General features: G+C 52.8%; 17 protein-coding genes. 1 reads left to right on the forward strand and 16 read right to left on the reverse strand.

Annotation, left to right across the window (positions count from 1 at the left end):
- Window positions 1-30 precede the first annotated feature (30 nt).
- Entirely contained in the window at window positions 31-264 is a 234-nt protein-coding gene (locus BKD14_RS01205; protein ID WP_075653976.1) for a hypothetical protein, read from the forward strand.
- A gap of 96 nt (window positions 265-360) precedes the next feature.
- Here BKD14_RS01205 and pnp read toward each other — a convergent pair whose 3' ends face one another.
- The 16 genes from pnp to miaB all read right to left on the reverse strand — a co-directional run bounded on the left by pnp (window position 361) and on the right by miaB (window position 20968).
- Window positions 361-2502 carry a polyribonucleotide nucleotidyltransferase gene (gene pnp, locus BKD14_RS01210; protein WP_075653977.1) on the reverse strand — a complete coding sequence of 714 codons (2142 nt, stop codon included), beginning with the start codon at window positions 2500-2502 and terminating at the stop codon, window positions 361-363.
- A gap of 364 nt (window positions 2503-2866) precedes the next feature.
- Window positions 2867-3136, reverse strand: coding sequence for a 30S ribosomal protein S15 (rpsO, locus tag BKD14_RS01215; protein ID WP_022711344.1), 270 nt, complete (start codon window positions 3134-3136; stop codon window positions 2867-2869).
- Between the two features lie 323 nt (window positions 3137-3459).
- Window positions 3460-4434 (reverse strand): tRNA pseudouridine(55) synthase TruB, encoded by a 975-nt coding sequence (gene truB / locus BKD14_RS01220; RefSeq protein ID WP_075653978.1) that lies wholly within the window; start codon window positions 4432-4434, stop codon window positions 3460-3462.
- Window positions 4434-4877 carry a 30S ribosome-binding factor RbfA gene (gene rbfA, locus BKD14_RS01225; RefSeq protein WP_075653979.1) on the reverse strand — a complete coding sequence of 148 codons (444 nt, stop codon included), beginning with the start codon at window positions 4875-4877 and terminating at the stop codon, window positions 4434-4436. The genes truB and rbfA overlap by 1 nt, the downstream gene beginning before the upstream one ends.
- Window positions 4878-5104: 227 nt before the next feature.
- Entirely contained in the window at window positions 5105-8137 is a 3033-nt protein-coding gene (infB, locus tag BKD14_RS01230) for a translation initiation factor IF-2 (protein WP_075653980.1), read from the reverse strand.
- The gene (locus BKD14_RS01235) at window positions 8134-8787 is read right to left on the reverse strand and encodes an RNA-binding protein (RefSeq protein WP_083646846.1); all 654 of its coding nucleotides are present in this window, start codon (window positions 8785-8787) and stop codon (window positions 8134-8136) included. Before BKD14_RS01235 ends, infB begins: the two co-directional genes overlap by 4 nt.
- A gap of 305 nt (window positions 8788-9092) precedes the next feature.
- The gene (gene nusA, locus BKD14_RS01245) at window positions 9093-10706 is read right to left on the reverse strand and encodes a transcription termination factor NusA (protein WP_075653983.1); all 1614 of its coding nucleotides are present in this window, start codon (window positions 10704-10706) and stop codon (window positions 9093-9095) included.
- 107 nt (window positions 10707-10813) lie between these two features.
- Window positions 10814-11491, reverse strand: a complete 678-nt coding sequence (gene rimP, locus BKD14_RS01250) for a ribosome maturation factor RimP (RefSeq protein WP_075653984.1) — start codon at window positions 11489-11491, stop codon at window positions 10814-10816.
- 178 nt (window positions 11492-11669) lie between these two features.
- Entirely contained in the window at window positions 11670-12386 is a 717-nt protein-coding gene (locus tag BKD14_RS01255) for a tRNA (guanosine(46)-N(7))-methyltransferase TrmB (protein ID WP_075654716.1), read from the reverse strand.
- 194 nt (window positions 12387-12580) lie between these two features.
- Window positions 12581-13846 (reverse strand): methionine adenosyltransferase, encoded by a 1266-nt coding sequence (metK, locus tag BKD14_RS01260; protein ID WP_075653985.1) that lies wholly within the window; start codon window positions 13844-13846, stop codon window positions 12581-12583.
- A gap of 384 nt (window positions 13847-14230) precedes the next feature.
- The gene (locus BKD14_RS01270) at window positions 14231-14644 is read right to left on the reverse strand and encodes a helix-turn-helix domain-containing protein (RefSeq protein WP_075653987.1); all 414 of its coding nucleotides are present in this window, start codon (window positions 14642-14644) and stop codon (window positions 14231-14233) included.
- A 139-nt stretch (window positions 14645-14783) separates the two neighbouring features.
- Entirely contained in the window at window positions 14784-16388 is a 1605-nt protein-coding gene (gene lnt / locus BKD14_RS01275) for an apolipoprotein N-acyltransferase (RefSeq protein WP_075653988.1), read from the reverse strand.
- 239 nt (window positions 16389-16627) lie between these two features.
- Complete coding sequence (locus BKD14_RS01280; RefSeq protein WP_022710347.1) at window positions 16628-17665, reverse strand: hemolysin family protein; 1038 nt, start codon at window positions 17663-17665, stop codon at window positions 16628-16630.
- Window positions 17666-17667: 2 nt separating this feature from the next.
- Entirely contained in the window at window positions 17668-18177 is a 510-nt protein-coding gene (ybeY, locus tag BKD14_RS01285) for an rRNA maturation RNase YbeY (RefSeq protein WP_022710346.1), read from the reverse strand.
- Between the two features lie 93 nt (window positions 18178-18270).
- The gene (locus tag BKD14_RS01290) at window positions 18271-19311 is read right to left on the reverse strand and encodes a PhoH family protein (protein ID WP_033315941.1); all 1041 of its coding nucleotides are present in this window, start codon (window positions 19309-19311) and stop codon (window positions 18271-18273) included.
- A 229-nt stretch (window positions 19312-19540) separates the two neighbouring features.
- Window positions 19541-20968 carry a tRNA (N6-isopentenyl adenosine(37)-C2)-methylthiotransferase MiaB gene (gene miaB / locus BKD14_RS01295; protein ID WP_083646733.1) on the reverse strand — a complete coding sequence of 476 codons (1428 nt, stop codon included), beginning with the start codon at window positions 20966-20968 and terminating at the stop codon, window positions 19541-19543.
- Window positions 20969-20987 lie beyond the last annotated feature (19 nt).

The raw sequence follows: 20987 nt of genomic DNA on the forward strand, positions 1-20987 counted from the left end.
ATGCTGTGTTGCTCGCGGGGGAGTAGTACTATGGCGCGCAAATGTTGTCAGCCGCAATGTTTTGCAACATGTCTGCCGCAACATCAGGCGCGCTTGTTGCAACTGAATGAGATGATTTCACAGGCCCATAAAAGCAAACAGAGTTTCTTTGCCTATTTGCTGACTATGGCTGTCAGTGAAGCGCAGGCAATTACCGATTGTGCCCATCAGGAGGCTTGGCTGCAAAAGGGCATAAAAGTTGAGACTCAGGCTGAGCCGGTTTAAACAACGCACTCCTGAACTGAGACTGTAGTTACTCCATGCTTTAAATGAAAAGCCCCGCATATTTCTATGCGGGGCTTTTTGAAACTCGAAATCAGCTTATTCAGCTGCGGTTTCTTCTTTCTTCTCGGCAACGATTTCCTTGCCGGTTTCCTGATCAACGACTTTCATCGACAGGCGCACTTTACCGCGCTCATCAAAGCCCATCAGTTTAACCCAGACCTTCTGGCCTTCCTTAACCACATCAGTGGTCTTGGCAACGCGGTCTGCAGCCAGCTGCGAGATATGTACCAGACCATCGCGCGGGCCGAAGAAGTTTACGAATGCACCGAAGTCAGCAGTTTTAACAACTGTACCTTCGTAGATTTCGCCGATTTCCGGTTCAGCAACAATGGAGTGGATCCATTTCTTCGCTGCTTCGATTTCCTTGGCGGAAGAAGAAGCAATTTTGACTGTGCCGTCATCTTCGATGTTGATTTTTGCACCGGTCTTTTCAACGATTTCGCGGATAACTTTACCGCCGGAACCGATAACATCACGGATCTTGTCGGTCGGAATGTTCATCACTTCGATGCGTGGTGCAAATTCACCGAGTTCAGCGCGCGCGCCGGACAGTGCTTTCGCCATTTCACCGAGAATGTGAACACGGCCGCCTTTAGCCTGTTCCAGAGCGGTTTTCATGATCTCTTCGGTAATACCGTCGATCTTGATGTCCATCTGCAGAGCAGTGATACCGTTTTCAGTACCGGCTACCTTGAAGTCCATATCGCCGAGGTGATCTTCGTCACCAAGGATATCGGAAAGAACTGCAAAACGGTCACCTTCTTTGATCAGACCCATAGCAATACCGGCTACAGGACGGGTCAGAGGCACACCGGCATCCATCAGCGCCAGCGAGGTGCCGCATACGGTTGCCATGGAGGACGAACCGTTGGATTCAGTGATTTCAGAAACTGCACGCAGAGTGTAAGGGAACTGTTCTTTGGCAGGCAGCATCGGATGGATTGCGCGCCATGCCAGTTTGCCGTGACCGATTTCACGACGGCCAGGGGAACCCATACGGCCGGTTTCACCAACGGAATATGGCGGGAAGTTGTAGTGCAGCAGGAAGGATTCTTTCTGCAGGCCGGCCAGAGTGTCGATGAACTGTTCATCTTCACCGGTACCCAGTGTTGCAACAACGATTGCCTGTGTTTCACCGCGGGTAAACAGAGCCGAACCGTGTGTGCGTGGCAGAACGCCAACTTCGGATACGATCTGACGAACGGTTACCAGATCGCGGCCGTCGATGCGGCTGCCGGTATCCAGAATGTTCCAGCGAACGATTTTAGCCTGCAGCGATTTGAAAACAGTACCGATCTGCTCAGCAGTATATTCGGTTGTTTCCGCATCTTCCGGCAGGAAGTGCGCTTTAACTTTAGCTTTGGCAGCATCAACAGCGGTATAACGAGCCTGCTTGTCGATGATTTTGTAAGCTGCGCGCAGATCATCTTCAATGATTGCCAGCATTGCGGCTTCAGGAGCCGACAGGTCTTCCGGCTGGAAGTCACGTGGTTCTTTTGCAGCAACTTCAGCAAGGCTGATGATTGCATCGATCACAGGCTGGAAGCCCTTCTGACCGAAAACAACAGCGCCGAGCATCACTTCTTCAGAGAGTTCCTGCGCTTCGGATTCAACCATCAGAACAGCATCGCTGGTACCGGCAACAACCAGATCCAGTTTGGATTCAGCCATTTCGTCGAGATGCGGGTTCAGAACATATTCGCCGTTGATGTAGCCAACGCGCGTACCACCGATCGGGCCCATGAAAGGCACGCCGGAAAGGGTGAGCGCTGCGGAAGCGGCAACCATCGACAATACGTCCGGATTGTTTTCCAGATCGTGCTGAATAACGGTGATAACAACCTGTGTGTCGTTCTTATAGCCATCAGCAAACAGCGGGCGGATCGGACGGTCGATCAGGCGGGAAACCAGAGTTTCGTTTTCGCTCGGACGGCCTTCACGCTTGAAATAGCCGCCAGGAATACGACCGGCTGCATAGGCTTTTTCCTGATAGTTTACAGTCAGAGGGAAAAAGTCCTGACCCGGCTTTGGCTCCTTGGCCGAAACGACGGTGGCCAGCACCATTGTTTCACCGTAAGTGGCGATAACCGCGCCGTCTGCCTGACGGGCGACTTTGCCGGTTTCGAGAATGAGCGGACGGCCGCCCCATTCGATTTCAACTTTATGAGTGTTGAACATATCTTGTCCTTGGTTTGGAATATTTATGTCCTGCGCTGATGTCAGCGCATGTAATATTCCGGTTTGGAACAGGGAGCGGGCAAGACAACAAGAAGCTCGGATAAGGACGAGCTGCCTGCAATCCTGCCTGCGGAACCTGTTCAATACAGTTCCATATCGGGCTTTTACGACAGTATTGTTAAAGCCCTGCTGCATTTTTCCCGTTTTGGCGCTTACACGCACGGAGAATGCATTATTGTATAATACAGAGCGTTTTCAGGCTGTTGAGCCATAAATACCCTGTTGCCGGAGAGATTTAATGAAAAGTCCTGCTCCGGTAAAAATTCCGGCGAAAACCGTTACGGGTTTTCGCCGGATGATGCGCTTAGCGGCGCAGGCCGAGACGGCCGATCAGGTTCTGATAGCGCGCTTCGTCAACACCCTTGAGGTAGTCGAGCAGGTTGCGGCGCTGAGAAACCATTTTCAGAAGACCACGACGGGAATGGTTGTCATTCTTGTGGCCTTTGAAGTGACCGGTCAGGTTGGAAATGCGTTCCGAAAGAACGGCTACCTGTACTTCAGGAGAACCGGTATCGCCTTCTTTGGTTGCATATTCTTTGATAAGAGCCTGTTTGCGTTCAGCAGTAATCGACATCGGAATGTCCTTTTTGTTTAAGAGGAGAAATGTCGCCCGTGGCCAAGATGTCGTCCAGCCGGGGCCGTTTACTTCAGTTCTGTACAGTCAGCATTGATTAATGCCTTATACGGAACCTGACGATCATATAATCGAAACTGTGGCTTATTTCCAGACACATTTCAAAAAAGCCTGCAATGCAGGCTTTTTAATAAAATGCGCTAAGCTGTAATCGCTAGAGCGGTTTACGTTTATGTTGAATCGCAGTGCTCGCTCTAGATTCTTTAGTTTGTCGCATTATCCCGACGTCAAGTTGATCCAACTTGACTGTGAAATGCTCTAGTTTAATAAGTGAAAACGCGTTTCGGCTTGAACATACCTTGTTCGATGTAACCGATAGCCAGCAAACGGTTTTTGTGATTGGCGCAGACCTCATCGGCTTCCAGCGGTGCATCGCGACCGCGTAAGATGACCGGATTGCCCATGCGCACACGGTGAGCCTGATCGTCGGACAAGGCAACCTGTACCAGATCTTCCAGCGCTGCACCGGTATCAATGATAAAATCATCAAGGGCTGAGAAATCACGAGGCGCTGCAGGTGCAGGTTCCGCATCTTCATCATCAGATTTCGGCGGCAGCGGCGGCCATGCGGCTTCAAGCTCTGCAAGCGTTACAAAATCATCTTCGTTGAAAGGCGCAACTTCCAGACGGCGCAGCTCCGCAATATGGCCGAGGCAGCCGAGATCGCGTCCCATATCGCGGGCGAGCGAGCGCACATAGGTGCCCTTACCGCATTCAACTTCAAACACGGCCTGTCCGGATTCGTTGATCTCCACCAGCTCAAGCTGAAAAATTTCAACTTCACGGGAAGGAATAGCAACTGTTTCACCGCCGCGTGCCAGATCATAGGCACGTTCACCGTCAATTTTAATGGCGGAGAATTGCGGCGGGATCTGCTGAATAGTACCGATATAATTTGGCAAAAGCGCCAGAATATCGTCTTCTGTGGGACGCTTATCAGAGGTTTTGGTGACAGGGCCCTCCAGATCATCCGTCGAGCGTTCTTCGCCCCAGGTCACGGTGAAGGAGTAGATTTTCGTGCCGTCCATCACGTAAGGTACGGTTTTGGTGGCTTCGCCCAGAGCAATCGGCAACATGCCGGAAGCAAGCGGATCAAGCGTACCGGCATGACCGGCCTTTTCAGCACTGAAAAGCCATTTGATTTTGGAAACGGCCTCGGTTGAGCCCATGCCTTTCGGCTTGTCAAAAATCACCCATCCGGAAACCGGACGGCCTTTTTTCTTACCTCTGCGTGCCATCAGCCGTTATTCTCGTTATCTTTATGTGTTTCTGTGTCGGATTCATCGCTGTCATCCTGCTGCAGATCACGCGCAACTTCCGGCGAACGCAGCAGGGCATCGATCTTGGCAAAATTGTCGAAACTGGTATCCGGACGGAAACGGAATTCCGGCATATATTTCATCTGGCGCAGTTGTGGTGCAACGCGGCCACGCAGAAATTTCGCATTATTTGCCAGTGCTTTAATGACTGTCTGCACATCTGTATTGCCGACGATGCTGATAAAGCAGGTCGCAATTTTCAAGTCAGGCGACATGCGCACTTCGGTGATGGAAACAACGGTATTATTCAGAACATCGTCACGGATTTCGCCGCGTGACAGCACCTGAGCCACGGCATGACGAACCTGCTCGCCGACGCGCAGCTGACGCTGTGATGGTCCTGTGGAAGAAAAACGGGACATGGGGACTCCAAAATCTGAGCCAAATATCGGTCGGCAACTGTACAAATTGCATGATTGCGGAAAAGCCTGCGAGGCTTTCATCCTATTCACAACCAGACTGATACAGCCTGACAATTATGACAATGCGGCCAATTAAAAATTCAGAGCGGCACTATGTCTGAAGATGAGTGTAAACCGCCCGAGAAATGAAGCAGCGGCAGTTCTGATAACTGCCGCTGCTTTGCTGATTACAGCGTACGCGTGATCATCTCAACGCGGAACGCTTCGATGATGTCGCCTGCGCGTACATCTTCGTAGTTTTCAAATGCCATACCGCATTCCTGACCCATCGGCACTTCGGCAACTTCGTCCTTGAAGCGCTTGAGTGTCTTGAGCTTGCCTTCGTGGATAACCACGTTGTCGCGGATAAGGCGTACACCGGCGCCACGCTCGACTTTACCGTCAACAACACGGCAACCGGCAACTTTACCGACTTTGGTGATGTTGAAGACTTCGAGAATTTCAGCGTTACCGATGAAGGTTTCACGACGTTCTGGCGGCAGAAGACCGGACATCGCTGCTTTCACATCATCAATCAGATCATAGATGATGTTGTAGTAGCGGATTTCGATACCCTGCTGTTCGGCTGCATCACGAGCCTGTTTATTGGCGCGGACGTTGAAGCCGATGATGGCAGCATTTGATGCTTCAGCCAGCGAGATATCGCTTTCTGTGATACCACCGGCACCCGAATGAACGATACGTGCGCGAACTTCATCAGTGCCAAGCTTGTCGAGCGAAGCGATAATCGCTTCAACTGAACCCTGCACGTCACCCTTGATAACCAGCGGGAACTCTTTGAGACCGCTTGACTGCAGATTAGACATCATCTGCTCAAGGGAACCACGCGAGCCTGCCTGACGGGCAACGGCCTTATCGCGGGCAAGACGCTGACGGTATTCAGAAATTTCGCGTGCCTTGGCTTCGTTGGCAACAACCGCAAAGCGGTCACCTGCTTGCGGCGTGCCGGACAGACCGAGAATTTCCACCGGCATTGCAGGGGATGCTTCTTTCACATGGTCGCCATGGTCATTGACGAGGGCGCGAACGCGACCCCATGCACTGCCGGCGATGATGATCTCGCCCGGATGCAATGTACCTTTCTGAACCAGAACGGTTGCAACCGCACCGCGACCGCGGTCAAGCTGAGCTTCAATAACCACACCTTCAGCTGTACGCTCAGGATCGGCTTTAAGATCAAGAATTTCAGCCTGCAACAGAACGGCTTCAAGCAGCTTGTCGAGGTTGATTTTGTTCTTGGCAGAAACTTCCACATCAAGCACTTCACCGCCCATGGTTTCCACAAACACATCGTGCTGCAGCAGGGCATTGCGTACTTTTTGCGGATCAGCGGTCGGCTTGTCGATCTTGTTGATCGCCACGATGATCGGAACACCGGCCGCTTTGGCGTGGTTGATCGATTCAATCGTCTGCGGCATCACGCTGTCATCAGCGGCAACCACCAGAATGGCAATATCCGTTGCCTGCGCACCACGGGCACGCATCTGCGTAAAGGCAGCGTGACCAGGCGTATCGATAAAGGTGATTTTCTGGCCGTTCTGTTCAACCTGATAAGCACCAATATGCTGGGTAATACCACCGGCTTCACCCGAGACCACATTTGCCTGACGAATTGCATCGAGCAGCGAGGTCTTACCATGGTCAACGTGACCCATAATGGTCACAACCGGCGGACGCGGCAGCATTGCGCTGAGATTGTCTTCCACGTTGAAGATACCTTCTTCAACGTCGGATTCCGCAACGCGTTTAACGGTATGGCCGAATTCTTCCGCGATCAGCTGTGCCAGATCGGAATCGATCACATCGCCCGGCTTCATCATCTGACCCTGTTTCATCAGGTATTTGATGATGTCCACGGCACGTTCCGTCATACGCTGTGCCAGTTCCTGAATGGTAATGGTTTCAGGAATAGTCACTTCACGGGAGATCTTTTCACGGACTTCCTGCATCTGCGAACGCTTGAACTTTTCCTGACGGCGACGCATAGCCGAAAGCGAACGCGAACGGCCTTCGTCTTCCAGATTGCTGTTCAGGGTCAGTTTGCCGCGACGGCGATCTTCTTCAGCCTTGGTCGGCTTTGTAGCGCGCACTTCCGGCTTTGCAGGTACGTTACGACGTACGCCTGCACCACGACGATCATCATCATCATCATTCTGCGGCTTGCGGTTCAGAACCTGCTGGGTCGGCTTTTTGTCGGCCAGCGGTGCTTCAGCATTAATATCGCGCGGGGCAGGTGCGCCGCCGGTGCGGTTGTAGCCACCCTGATTTGGACGGTTCTGACCAGCGGGGCCACGGTTCTGGCCGCCGGAGCGATCGCCAGAGCGATCACCCGAAGGACGATCGCCGCTTGGACGTGCAGCAGCAGGACGCACAGGTGCAGCCGGTTCACGCTTGCGTGCTTCAGCTTCGGCTTTAGCCTTGGCTTCAGCTTCTGCCTTGCGGCGTGCATCTTCTTCAGCCTGACGGCGTTCAGATTCCAGACGCTCGATTTCACGGCGCTTTTCTTCTTCCGCGCGGCGGATAGCTTCTGCTTCTGCGCGTTTGCGATCTTCCGCATCACGGATTACCGCATCCTGAAGGGCGCGGCGACGTGCATCCATTTCCGAGGAGGACAGGGTGTTCAACACCATGCCCGGACGGTCATTGGAACGGTTGCGCTGTTCATTGCGGCCACCCGGACGGGAACCCTGCGGCTTGTTATAGCCACCACCGGCCGGACGATTGCCCGCAGGGGCACCCGGACGGGTTGTAGCAGCCGGTGCCGCCGGACGGGCAGCAGCAGGCGCTGCAGGTTTAGGTGCAACAGGTTTTGCAACTGCGGCTTCAACAGGCTTGGCAGCCTGCGGAGCAACCGGTGCGCTTTCTGTTTTTGCAACAGGCGCAGCAGTTTCTGTAACAGGCGCAGGCTTTGGCGCATCTGCAATCACGGCCGGTTTTTCAGCAACCGGAGCAGGAGCAGCTTGTGCCGGTGTCGGAGCCGGTGCAACTGGCTGAACAGGAGCCGGAGCGGCTGCAGCTTCAGGTTTTTCGTCAGGACGGGTAAACTTACGTTTTTTCGTCTCAACAACAACCGACTTGCTGCGTCCGTGGCTGAAATTTTGCCGTACAGTGCTCTGTTCGACTCCTGGCCGCTTGATGGTCAGCGTCTTTTTTGTGTCGACGCTCAGCGTCTTGTCGTCGTTTGAATTACTGTCGCTCATTCTGATTCCGTTTCCTTCGCAGCAGTGGCTGCCAGATTTTCCAAGTTCGCTGCGCTCTCGCCGCGATATTTATGCAGCTGAAGCGCCCGCGTGACGAACCCGGTTGCTGCCGTTCCTTCAATCACGGCGGCATGTATTACATTTCCGCCGCCAAATGCCAAATCCATTTCATCCCCTGTAAAAAGGGAATAGGCTTTTATATCTGCTCCGGTTGCCATCTTCCTCGCATGACGCGCCTGATCCAGCTTTCGGATGCCGTCGGGAGCCGCTGTTGTCGCATGAAGCACCATTGTAACGCGGCCGGTACGCACAGCAGAATCAACTTTCGCCGATCCTGTCACCACAACACCGGACTTTCTGGCCAGTGCTAGACTGCCCAGCGCGGATTTTGTCAATAGCCTGTCGACCAGAGAACCCAAATCCGCCGGCACCGAAACTTGCGTTTTCAGTGCGCGGGGCAGCAGTTTGCGTTTAACCGCTTCATCAACAATATGCCGTTCTGCTTTAATCCAGCATCCGCGTCCGGGTAAATTGCGCTTCAGATCCGGTACAACACTACCGTCGGGTGCAGCCACAAACCGGATGAGATCTACAGCCGGGCCGCTCTCGCGCGTAACAATACAGGTCCTGTCGTTTTTATCCGGTTTCAACCAGAACTCCACTTCGCTCGAAAACAGCGCCGGTGGAGAGGAACTGTTTTCTACTTTAATATGAGTGCAAGGGCAAGAAGCCCTGCAATATGTGTGCGCAAGACAGCCGTAAACCGAGCGGTTCCGGCTGCATGCAGTTTGTCGGAAAACAGGCCTGTATCAAAAAAGCTGACACAGGCATTATTTCCGTTTTTATGACGCAATTTCGGACGGAAAACCGGTTTCCACTTTTCCTGAAATTGCTGTAGATGCCGATGCGCGGACATCAAAATCCGCCCGCGCGAGCGGCAGTTGCAAGATGCTGATTAAGCATCTGCCTGCTCTTCATCATCGCCTGTCGAAGCCAGTTCATTGGCAGCTTCTTCCAGCTGATCTTCTGTAATCCAGCCTGCTTTAAGGCGGGCTGCGAGAACCATCTGCTCTGCGTCTGTGCGGGAAACTTCAAACGGTGTCAGAACACCGGCATGAGTAACAGTTTCGCCGTCTTTACGCTCGCGCCAGCCCACGAGATCGTCTACCGCATAACCGGCAAAATCATCCATGGTCTTCACGCCGTCTTCACCGACTGCAACAAGCATTGCACTGGTCAGACCCGGTACATCGCGCAGTTCGTCGCTGACGCCCAGTTCGAGACGACGGTCATTCAGATCGCTTTCGAGACGATCCAAATATTCTTTCGCACGATCCTGAATTTCAGCAGCAGTATCAGCATCGAAACCATCGATCGAAGCGATTTCGTCGCTTTCAACATAGGCGATTTCTTCAACCGAACCGAAACCTTCGGAAGCCAGAACCTGACCAACCATTTCATCCACATTCAGCGCTTCCATGAACAAAGCAGAGCGTTCTGTGAATTCTTTCTGGCGGCGTTCGGATTCTTCGTTTTCCGTCATAATATCGATGTCCCAGCCGGTCAGCTGCGAGGCAAGGCGCACATTCTGACCGCGGCGGCCGATGGCCAGCGACAGCTGATCGTCAGGCACAACAACTTCGATACGTTCTGCATCTTCATCCAGAACAACCTTGGCCACTTCCGCAGGCTGCAAGGCGTTGACGATGAAAGTCGCTGCATCCGGCGACCAAGGAATAATGTCGATCTTTTCGCCCTGCAATTCGCCGACAACGGCCTGAACGCGGGAACCGCGCATACCAACGCAGGCGCCGACAGGATCAATCGAGCTGTCACGGGACACAACGGCCATTTTGGCGCGCGAACCCGGATCACGGGCAACCGATTTGATTTCGATAATGCCGTCATAAATTTCCGGCACTTCCATGGTGAAGAGTTTCGCCATGAACTGCGGATGGGTACGCGACAGGAATACCTGCGGGCCGCGTTGTTCGCGACGGACATCATAGACATAAGCGCGGATACGGTCGCCGTAGCGGAATGCTTCACGCGGGATCAGTTCGTCACGGCGGACAATGGCTTCACCGCGGCCGAGATCAACAACCACATTGCCATATTCAACGCGCTTGACAGTACCATTGATGATTTCACCCAGACGGTCTTTGAATTCGTCATACTGGCGGTCACGCTCAGCTTCACGCACTTTCTGTACGATTACCTGTTTGGCGGACTGGGCAGCAATACGGCCGAAATCCATTGGCGGCAGCTGGTCGGCAAGGAAATCGCCTACTTGCGCATCCGGATTGCGTTCACGTGCGGATTCCAGAGCGATCTGTGTGGCGTAATCTTCTACAGTTTCAACCACTTCAAGCAGACGCTGCAGCTTGATTTCACCGCTCTTGGAATTGATATCCGCGCGGATATTGGTTTCCAGACCATAACGGGAGCGGGCAGCTTTCTGAATGGCATCGGCCATCGCTGCAATCACGATCTCGCGGTCAATGGATTTTTCGCGCGCAACCGCATCAGCGATCTGAAGAAGCTCTAGCCTGTTTGCACTGACTGCCATTGGTCTCTCCTTGGTGCAGCACCCGTTTTTTGCTTCTGGGTGCGAAAGCTTTTTTGTTTTGTCGCATTATCATGACAAGCAAATGAAGTCATTCGCCTGTGAAATGCTTAGTTGTCTTTATCGCTCTCCGGAGCATCGGCATTGCCGCTGTCCAGATTGAATTCATCACTCAATTCGTCGCCCGGAATACGGCCTTCGCGCAGAGCTTTGTCTTTGCGCAGCGCATCACGGATCAGATCATCGGTCAGGATCAGTCTTGCATCAGCGATCAGCTCAAAAGGAATTGTGGTCTGAGCTTCCGCGCCGTAAGTGGCCTGATCGGTTTCGAGAGTGACAGTCTCAGCTTCAACCTTGATGATACGGCCGCGGAATTTCTTGCGGTTATCATGCAGCATCGAGGTTTCGAGTTTGGCAATATGACCCTGCCAGTTGGAAAAGTCAGATTTGCGTACCATCGGGCGGTCAATGCCCGGTGAAGAAATTTCAAGGTGATATTTGCCGTCAATCGGATCTTCAACATCGAGAACCGGAGAAACGGTACGGCTGACAATTTCGCAATCTTCAACGGTCATGGTGCCGTCCGGACGCTCAGCCATAATCTGCAGGGTGAGGCCGTTGAGGCCGGAAAGACGCACGCGCACAAGACGGAAACCCGCAGCATTAATCGCAGGTTCGATCAGCGATGCCACTTTTGCATCAATACCCGTTTCACGGATAATGCGTGGTTCATCCTGTGTCGCGTCAAGCGCTGTAATGATCTGGTCCTGTTGTGTTTGTTCGTTCACCCTGTATTCCTTAAAATACGTGCAATAGGATTTCCGGCGGCAGTCTGCGCAGTTTTCAGTGTGTACCAAACAAAAAAGAGCGGGACCGGTGGGACCCACTCTTGTTCTACCGACCAAGAATTTGAGGCAACTATACAGAAAAAAGCCGCCTGTGACAAGCCTTGTCCTTGAGGACGAATTATCGCCTGATAAAGGTAAGGTAAGCAGCCTGACGGCCTTCACGGAAAGCTTTGGCTTCATAGCGTGTGCCCGGCCATGCTTCATATGGTGTGTGCCAGTCGGCAGCACTTTGTGCCTGCCATTCAAACGCACCATGGTCGTGGCAATGCTGCAGCGTCCAGTTGACATAAGTATCAATGTCGGAGGCAAAACGGAACAAAGCGCCGGGTTTCAGCACGCGGGCAAAACGGCTGAGGTTTTTCTGGCTGACAAAACGGCGCTTCCAATGTTTCTTTTTCGGCCACGGATCAGGATAAAACAGATCAATGCCGTCGAGCGATGCATCCGGCAGCCAGTCCAGCACCAGTGTGGCATCGTCATCATAAAGACGCAGGTTCGGCAGCGGATTGGCATCCTGTGCGCCAAGCATTTTCGCCATACCGTTGACGAAAGGCTCAACACCGATGAAACCGGCTTCCGGTTTGCGGGTGGCTTCATGCACCAGATGCTCGCCGCCGCCGAAACCGATTTCCATACGCACTTTCGAAACATCGGCCATAAACAGTGTGCGCAGATCCTGCGGGGCAGGGTTCAGGAGATCGAGTTTGAGCTGCGGCAACAGGTCTTCGCGCAGAAAACGCTGATGCGGGCGCAAAGGTTTGCCGTTACGGCGGCCATAAAAAGCTTCCGTCGCACGTGAGCCGCGTGGCTGTTGTTCAGAGGACTCTGCGCTCATGGCTTCATCCTTGAGGTCACAGTTGCGTTCAGTATCAGACATCGGCACGTTTCTTTATGGTTCAGATAATCGGAATAAGCCGCTTTACACATAATCAGCGACGGAAAGTCTACTGATTTTTGTGTGGCTGTTAAAGAAACAGGGCACCATGAGAGAAACATGGTGCCCTGAAATCCAGAATATTGAGAATGAAATCAGACCTTAAGCGCAGCTTTCAGTGCTTTGACCAGATCTGTCTTTTCCCATGAGAAAGAGCCGTCGCGACCGGCTTTGCGGCCGAAATGGCCATAGGATGCGGTCTTGGCATAGATCGGTTTGTTAAGGTCGAGATGCTTGCGGATGCCGGTCGGGGACAGGTCCATGACCTGACGCAGCGCGGTTTCCACATCGCTCTCGGCAACTTTGCCGGTGCCGTGCAGGTCAACATAGACCGAGAGCGGCTGGGCAACGCCGATCGCATAGGACAGCTGAATGGTGCAGCGGTCGGCAAGACCGGCAGCAATCACATTCTTGGCCAGATAACGCGCGGCATAGGCTGCGGAGCGGTCAACCTTGGTCGTGTCCTTGCCGGAGAATGCGCCGCCGCCATGCGGAGCTGCACCGCCGTAAGTATCAACAATGATCTTACGTCCGGTCAGACCGGCATCACCGTCCGGTCCGCCGATGACGAATTTACCGGTCGGATTGATGTACCAGTTGCAATTTGCAGCAATCGGCAGATCGCCGAGGGCTTCACGGATCACCGGCTCAACGACCTGACGGACTTTCACGGAATCCCATGAAGCATCCAGATGCTGGGTCGACAACACAATCTGGGTGACTTCCGCAGGCTTGCCATCGGCATAGCGCACTGTGACCTGACTTTTGGCATCAGGGCCGAGCTTGCCATAGTCGCCTTCGCCTTTGTGGCGGGCAGCAGAAAGCAGCTCAAGAATTTTATGGGCATAATAGATTGGTGCCGGCATCAGATCGGGTGTTTCGCGGCAGGCATAACCGAACATGATGCCCTGATCGCCCGCACCTTCTTCACCCTGACGGTCGGCAGCATTATCAACGCCCTGCGCAATATCCGCCGATTGCGGATGCAGCAGCACGTCGATTTTCACATTGCGCCAGTTGAAGCCTTCCTGTTCATAGCCGATTTCACGGATAGCTTTGCGGGCAGCGGAACGGAAGCGGGAAGGGTTGATCTGCTTATGGCCTTTGGCATCGAGCAGAATTTCACCGGCTTTGTCTTTTTTCAGGAATGTGTCCGGCACACGCACTTCACCGGCAATCACCACGCGGTTGGTGGTGGCAAGGGTTTCACAGGCAATACGTACAGACCACGGATCAACACCGGTTTTACGTGCTTCCTTGTAGATCATGTCTACGATTTCATCGGAAATACGATCGCAAACCTTATCCGGATGACCTTCGGATACCGATTCACTGGTGAAAAGATATGAACTGCGTGACACGGGAAACCCCTCTTGAAAATCTGCGGAGCATTGTACTCTCCGGAGAAACAGTTGCTTTCAGCATTGTGCATTTCTGCGCACGAACTGCTGATAATTCATTGCGCGCCGTTTTCAAACCGTTTCAGGCCGCTTTCAGAAAAGCCTGTCTGCTACGGAATGAAAGTGAAGCAATCGCTCTATAAAGAAATCAGACGTTATTTGCGCGTATAATCAGCACGAAATGACAAGATATACAACTATCTGCATGTGTTTATGTGCGAGATTTAACGCAAGAAGCTGCCAAATTGTCGCATTAAGCGCCTGCTATAATACGACAAAACAATAGGATAGGGCAGTTTCAGGGATTCTGTTTTTACCGAATTCGCGCCTCTGGCGCTTCAGAGATTAATCATCATCATTGGCAAGGGTTTTTACCAGATCAATGATTTTACGACGCACTTTCGGATCAGTGATTTTTGTAAAATAGCGTGTCAGCTGCACGCCTTCATTTGTCTGAAGAAAATCAACAACATAGGTTGTTTCATTGTCTTCCGCAAAACCGCCGCTCTGCTGTCCTGCCTGTTCCGGTGCATCTTCAAAAAAGAAGGCAACCGGTACACTCAATATGGATGAAATGGCTTGCAGGCGGCTGGCACCGACGCGGTTGGTGCCTTTTTCATATTTTTGAATCTGCTGGAAGGTAATACCGAGATTTTCACCGAGTTTTTCCTGACTGAGGCCAAGCATGTTCCGGCGCAACCGGATGCGGCTGCCCACATGAACATCAATGGGATTGGGTTTCTTTTTATTCTCAGTCATTCACAAATGCTCCTCGCTTATGCGAGCTTTCCTTGATGAAAAATGGTTTGCTTAAATCAGCATATTTTTCGGAGAATTATAGGGTTCATCTGAAATTTCATCAGTTTCATGTGTATATCATAACATCAAAAATATGATGTCAACCGAAACGCTCGGTACGGATGGCATGTAAACCACATGAAATTACGAGCAAGATGAACAGAAGTGTGAAGAACTGTGTTTCTCCTGCCGGTTTGCGCCAGAAGCCTGTCGCTTTTGGTGGCAGACGGCCGTCAATAAATCCGACTTCATTCAGGTTGAGATGTTTGGTGATTCGACCGTAAGAATCGGTAATCGCTGAAATACCGTTATTGGCTGCACGCAGCAAAGGCAGTCCCTGTTCTACGGCGCGCAATTGCGCCTGCCGGAAATGCTGATAAGGCCCCGGTGTATTGCCGTACCATGCGTCATTGGTAATATTGATGATCGCATCAACACTCTTGCCCTGATAGCCAAGCTCGGACGGGAAAATCGCCTCATAGCAGATCAAGGGCAGCAGGGTCAGACTCGGGCTGACATTGAGGGCATGGCGCGCCGGTGCTGCGGTAAAGCCGCCGGGTAATTCCACCACTTCCTGCATGCCGACAGAGCGCAGCAGATCTTCCAGCGGCAGATATTCACCGAATGGCACAAGATGCACTTTGTCGGCAGTTGCGGTCACCTGACCAGCGGCATTTACCGCGAAAATACTGTTATAATAGGCGGAGAGGTTCTCTCCCTCACCGCGCACCGCTCCGGCCAGCAGCATTTGATTCGGCTGAAGTGCCTTGCCGATGGCACTCAAGGCTTCTTCGACCTGTGGCAGCACATAGGGAACGGAGGTTTCCGGCCAGATAATCACATCAGGCACCGGCTGGCCATTGGCAGGCGGGCGGGTGCTGAGATCAAGATGCTTGTCGAAAATCGCGCGGCGCAACTGATTATCCCATTTGGCATCCTGTGCAATGGAGGCCTGAACCAAGCGGATAACAGGTGCATCAGCGCCTTGCTCTGACAAGGCCGGTGCCTGCTGTAAGCGCCATGCGCCATAACCGGCATGGGCAATCAACAGGGCACAGGCCGTAATTAATCCGCTGCGCCAGCCATAGCGCTGTCGCTTGTCGCCAAACAATAGAGCAGGCATGGCGAAAATCACCACAGCAAGAATATTCATGCCATAGAGGCCGGTAATGGTGACCGACTGCATCAGCAGTGGTGTTGGCATCAGCATATAGCCGAGCGCATTCCAAGGAAAACCGGTGAGAATGAAAGCGCGCAGCCATTCTGTAACGCCGAGTGCGATGGCCAGCACCAGAATACGGATGAGACCGGCGCCCCAGAAAACCCGTGCAAATGCCGCAGCAAAAGCGAAGAAAAACGCCAGAAAGGCAGGGAGGCCGAGAATAGCGAATGGTAATGCCCAGGCGAAATTTTCTGCATCGACCAGCAATGCCATGCCGATCCACCAGAGACCGGCGAGAAAATAGCCGAAACCAAACAACCAGCCGGTGCGAAAAGCAGGGAGCAGGCGCTTCCATCCGGTTGCGTTTTTTGTGCCCGAACTGTCAATCAGCAGCACCAGCAGCGGAAAACCGATAAATCCTGCGGGCAAAAAATCAAAAGGCGGCAATGCCAGCGTGACACTTGCACCGGCGAGAATGGTCAGGAGCGCTTTACGCCAGCCGGTGAGGTTTTCAGTCAGGCGGAGATAAAGGCTGCTCACTATATTCGGTCTCTCAATGGGGATAAGGCGCTCTATTCAGTTTATGAGCCGAAGATTAAGAAAAACTGAGATGAGAATACAGCGATAAAAAAACACCGCCGGTGTTGCGGCGGTGTTTTAATAGATTGTGATGCTGTTAGAGCATTTCACAGTCAAGTTGGATCAACTTGACGCCCGTGATAATGCGACCAAATAAAGAATCTAGAGCGAGCACTATGATTCTAATCTGGACGTAAACCGCTCTAGCCTTGGAAATAATCCCCGTTTCGCGGTGTGATGCGCACTTTATGGATGCGCCGTGAATCGGCTTCCAGCACTTCCAGTTCGTAGGCAGGCAACACATCAATGATCGCGCCGGTTTCCGGAATATGATCCAGAGCCGAGATGATAAGACCGCCGAGCGTATCCACATCTTCACTGTCTTCGCCCTGCGTAAAGCCTGCGCCGATCAGTTGTTCCAGCTCTTCCAGTTCCGCACGGGCATCAACAGTATAAGAGCCGTCCGGATTGCGGATCAGCGACAGTTCTTCATCGTCATGTTCGTCTTCAATATCGCCGACAACCATTTCAACAATGTCTTCCAGCGAGACGAGGCCGTCTGTGCCGCCATATTCGTCGATCACCAGCGCCATCTGAATATGGCTCGCCTGCATACGCGCCATCAGGCTGCTGGCCAGCATGGAGGAGGGGACGAACAGCACCTTGCGCATCAGGTTCAGTTCATTGATCGGTGTTGTGAGATCAATTTTGGACAGATCATAGCGCTTGGCAGCGGCTGGCTGTTCCGAACCGGCAGGCTGTTGCCTGCTCATGCGGGTGATGTAGTTGAGAACATCGCGGATATGGATCATGCCGCGCGCATCATCGAGCGTCTCAACATAAACCGGCATACGGGAATGGCCGGAGGACTCAAACAGCTCCAGCAATTCACCCAGCGGTGTTGAATATTCGATAGCTTCAATATCAGCGCGGCTGATCATCACGTCATCGACGCGAAGTTCCCGCAGGCGCAGAATATTGTTGAGCATTGCCTTTTCTTCGGCGGAAAAAGCTGTGTCGCTGTTCGCATCATCGGACAGCGCATCCGTCAGATCTTCGCGGATCGAGCTGGTCTGGCGCGAACGGAGAAACGGAAATAATCCGGAAAGGAGTGAGCGTTTTTCAGATCCTGCCGCTCGTGCAGGATTTTGCCCCGTACTCTGCGCTTCCGGATCGTTCTGAGAAACGGCGTCGCTGTGAACAGCGCCCGTTGAAGAATTGTGATTAGTCTGATCAGCCATGGTCAATCGTTTTCATTATCGGTTGAATGTACAGTATAAGGATCAGGTATGGCAAGAGCATGAAGAATTTCGCGCTCCAGTCCCTCCATTTCTTCTGCTTCCTCATCATCTTCATGATCGTAACCCAGCAGATGCAGCAGGCCATGCACGATCATGTGATGCAGGTGCTGATTAAAGCTTTTGTTTTCTTCAAGAGCTTCACGTTCGACAGTTTCCCGCGCAATAATAATATCGCCGAGCATCGGCCCCGGAGCATCGCCCGGCGCGATGTCAAAGGCCGGAAAAGACAGCACATTGGTGGCTTTGTCTTTATTGCGCCATTGCGCATTAATCGTGCGGATCGAGGCATCGTCGGTCAGAACAAGGCTGAGCTCGGTCTCTTGCTGCGGCAGTTCAAGCCGCGCCCAGACGGCATCGACACAGGATCGGGCAAGCGTTTCATAGGTTTCATTGTCGTCCCCCGACGGGGTTTCCCAAAGAGAACTTTCAATGAGAATGTCGATTGTAATCATTTTTGTTTCGTGAACCGGTTTATTGTTAAGACAACAGCCCGCCTGCAAAGAGACGGGCTGTTATAAAAGTCAATTTGTAATCTAAAAACCTATTTAGGTTTCCGAAGGCGTGTTTTCACCCTCAGTCACACTAACTTTATGATGTTTCAGCGTTTTGGCAGCACCGCGCTTTTCATAGGCGCGGACAATAGCTGCAACCATCGGATGGCGCACCACATCTTTATCGCTGAAGCGCACAGTGACAATGTTTTCAACATCGCCCAAAATCTCCAGCGCTTCCACAAGACCGGATTTTTGACCGGCGGGCAGATCGATCTGGCTCGGATCACCGGTGACAATCATGCGCGAACCTTCACCCAGACGGGTCAGGAACATTTTCATCTGCATGGATGTGGTGTTTTGCGCCTCGTCAAGAATAACAGCCGCATGTGCCAGTGTACGACCGCGCATGAAGGCCAGAGGTGCAATTTCAATCACACCGGCGGCCAGTGCCCGCTCGACTTTATCCGCAGGGATCATGTCATAAAGCGCATCATAGAGCGGTCGCAGATAAGGATCGACCTTCTCTTTCATGTCGCCCGGCAAAAAGCCGAGCCGTTCACCGGCTTCAACCGCAGGACGGGACAATACAATCCGCTCAACCAGTCCGCGCTCCAGCAGCATGGCGGCATGGGCAACAGCGAGATAGGTTTTACCGGTACCGGCAGGGCCGGTGCCGAAAACCAGTTCCGAGCGCTCCATCGCACGCATATAGGCATCCTGCGTCGGCGTGCGGGCAAAGATGGTCTTTTTGCGTGTGGAGATTTGTGCCGCAGAAAGGCGGGTTTTGGTTTCAAGCGTCGGCAGGCTCAACTGGTCATCACGCACCGGCGTTGCAGTTGCAGCCATGCGCAAGGCACCATCGACATCGGATTTGCTCAGGTCATGACCTTTTTGCAAAAGCGAATAGAGGTGATCCAGTGCCATCCGCGCCTGTGCTGTGGCGGTTGCTTCACCGCGCAGGATCAGCTGATTGCCTTTGGAGCGGACATCAACACCAAGTTTTTGCTCAATATAAGCGAGATTCTCGTCGAATTGGCCAAACAGCGCACTCGCCAGCCGGTTGCTGTCAAAATCGAGGACTATATGAGCCATATCAGAAGCGCCATCCTGCAGAGCAGGGATTGTGGTGGCGGGTTTTTTCAGTTCTTTGCTAACCTGTTTGCCCGTGGTGACGTTCAACCGGCTCTCCTTGATTGCGGTTTAGCTTTATTTAATTGTCAGTGCGCTGATCCGCAGTGACGGATCATATCTGACACGATTATGGTACAGATTAATGACACTGTCACGCGGGAAAGCAGAGCCGGTTCAAGGCGAACGTTATTTAAGCTAATTTTTCGGCGACAAGGCTGTTGGTGCCGGTGGAATTGATGCGTACGCGGATCATATCACCGACTTCACCCGGATTATTTTCAATGATTACCGGAATGAGCCATGGTGAGCGGCCGATCATCTGGCCATCAAAACGTCCCGGCTTTTCAAGCAGTACATCCATTTCCGTACCGACAAGACTATTCTGAAATGCATATTGCTGTTCGCTGAGCAGCGCCTGCAAACGCTGCAGACGTTCGTCCTTCACGGATTCTTCCACATGATCGGGCAGATCGGCACCGGGTGTACCCGGACGGGATGAATATTTGAACGAATAGGCCTGCGCATAACCCACTTCGCGCACGAGCCGCATCGTGTCCTCAAAATCCTCATCGGTTTCACCAGGGAAACCGACAATGAAGTCGCCGGACAGTGCCAGATCAGGGCGCACGGACCGGATACGCTCAATCAGGCGGATATAATCCTCACCTTTATGTTTGCGGTTCATCGCTTTCAGGATGCGGTCGGAACCGGCCTGCACCGGCAGATGCAGATAGGGCATCAGAATATCGAGATCGCGATGAGCATTGATCAGCGCATCATCCATGTCACGCGGATGGCTGGTCGTGTAACGCAGACGCGCAATGCCCGGAATTTCCGCCAAGCGGTAGAGCAGTTCTCCCAAACCCCATTCACGACCGTCATCGCCCGCGCCGTGCCAGCCGTTGACATTCTGGCCGAGCAGGGTCAGCTCGCGCACACCGGCCTGAACCAGCTTTGTCGCTTCATTGATGATCTGGGCAACGGAACGCGAAACCTCTGAACCGCGTGTGTAAGGCACAACGCAGAAGGTACAGAATTTATCGCAGCCTTCCTGCACCGTCAGAAATGCGGAAACACCACGTTTGCGTACCTGTTCACGGCTGGCAAGCGGCAGATGCTCAAACTTGTCTTCCACGGCATATTCGGTATCGACGACCTGACGGCCTTCACGCACCTGAGCAAGCGCCTGCGGCAAACGGTGATAAGTTTGCGGGCCGACCACAAGGTCAACAGTCGGCGAACGGCGCAGAATTTCATCGCCTTCAGCCTGTGCCACACAACCGGCAACACCGATAATCAGATCTTTGCCGTCCGCCTGACGCTTATTTTTCAAATTACGCAGGCGACCCAGTGCGGAATAGAGTTTTTCGGAGGCTTTTTCACGGATGTGGCAGGTATTAAGCAAAACCATATCCGCATCATCGGGGCTGTCTGTGGTGACATAACCTTCTGCGGCCAGACTGTCGGCCATACGCTGGCTGTCATAGACATTCATCTGGCAGCCATAGGTTTTGACAAAAACCTTACGGCTATTGGCCAGATTATTACCGGAGGCAGTGACAGTTAACGGAGTGTCAGAGGCCGGATGATGCGGGTTGGGTGCTGTTTGATCCTTCATGGCGCGGCTTTTACCGCTT

The sequence above is a fragment of the Pseudochrobactrum sp. B5 genome (assembly GCF_001939785.1).
Taxonomy (GTDB): Bacteria; Pseudomonadota; Alphaproteobacteria; order Rhizobiales; family Rhizobiaceae; genus Pseudochrobactrum; species Pseudochrobactrum saccharolyticum.